Genomic DNA, 844 nt, shown 5'->3' on the forward strand with positions numbered 1-844 from the left:
CCGATTATGTGACGGTGATGGCTGATGATGGGACGCGGAAGTCCTATCGGATGCGGAAGTTCAACCGGTCGAATCAGGGCACGTGCTCGAATCAGCGTCCGATTGTGGATGAGGGTCAGCGGGTGGAGCGTGGTCAGGTTCTGGCTGATGGTCCGTGCACCGAGAACGGTGAGATGGCCCTGGGTAAGAACCTGTTGGTGGCGATCATGCCGTGGGAGGGTCACAACTACGAGGACGCGATCATCTTGTCGCAGCGCCTGGTGGAAGAGGATGTGTTGACCTCGATTCATATCGAGGAGCACGAGATCGATGCGCGTGACACCAAGCTGGGTGCGGAGGAGATCACTCGGGATATTCCGAATGTGTCCGATGAGGTGCTCGCTGATCTGGATGAGCGGGGCATCGTGCGTATCGGTGCGGAGGTCCGGGATGGGGACATCCTGGTGGGCAAGGTGACGCCGAAGGGTGAGACCGAGCTGACTCCGGAGGAGCGGTTGTTGCGGGCGATCTTCGGGGAGAAGGCGCGTGAGGTGCGTGATACCTCGTTGAAGGTGCCGCATGGTGAGTCGGGCAAGGTGATCGGTATCCGGGTGTTCTCCCGGGAGGACGATGATGATCTGCCGCCGGGTGTCAACGAGTTGGTGCGGGTGTATGTGGCCCAGAAGCGCAAGATCCAGGATGGTGACAAGCTCGCGGGCCGGCACGGTAACAAGGGTGTGATCGGTAAGATCCTCGCGACCGAGGACATGCCGTTCTTGCCCGATGGCACTCCGGTGGACATCATCTTGAACACCCATGGTGTGCCGCGTCGTATGAACATCGGTCAGATCCTGGAAACCCATCT

General features: G+C 59.8%; 1 pseudogene. It reads left to right on the forward strand.

Annotated elements, in window-relative coordinates:
- Positions 1-844: pseudogene (locus NG1_RS27225) on the forward strand (DNA-directed RNA polymerase subunit beta); the annotation flags it as partial.

The sequence above is a fragment of the Nocardia gamkensis NBRC 108242 genome (assembly GCF_001612985.1).
In the GTDB taxonomy this organism is placed as follows: domain Bacteria; phylum Actinomycetota; class Actinomycetes; order Mycobacteriales; family Mycobacteriaceae; genus Nocardia; species Nocardia gamkensis.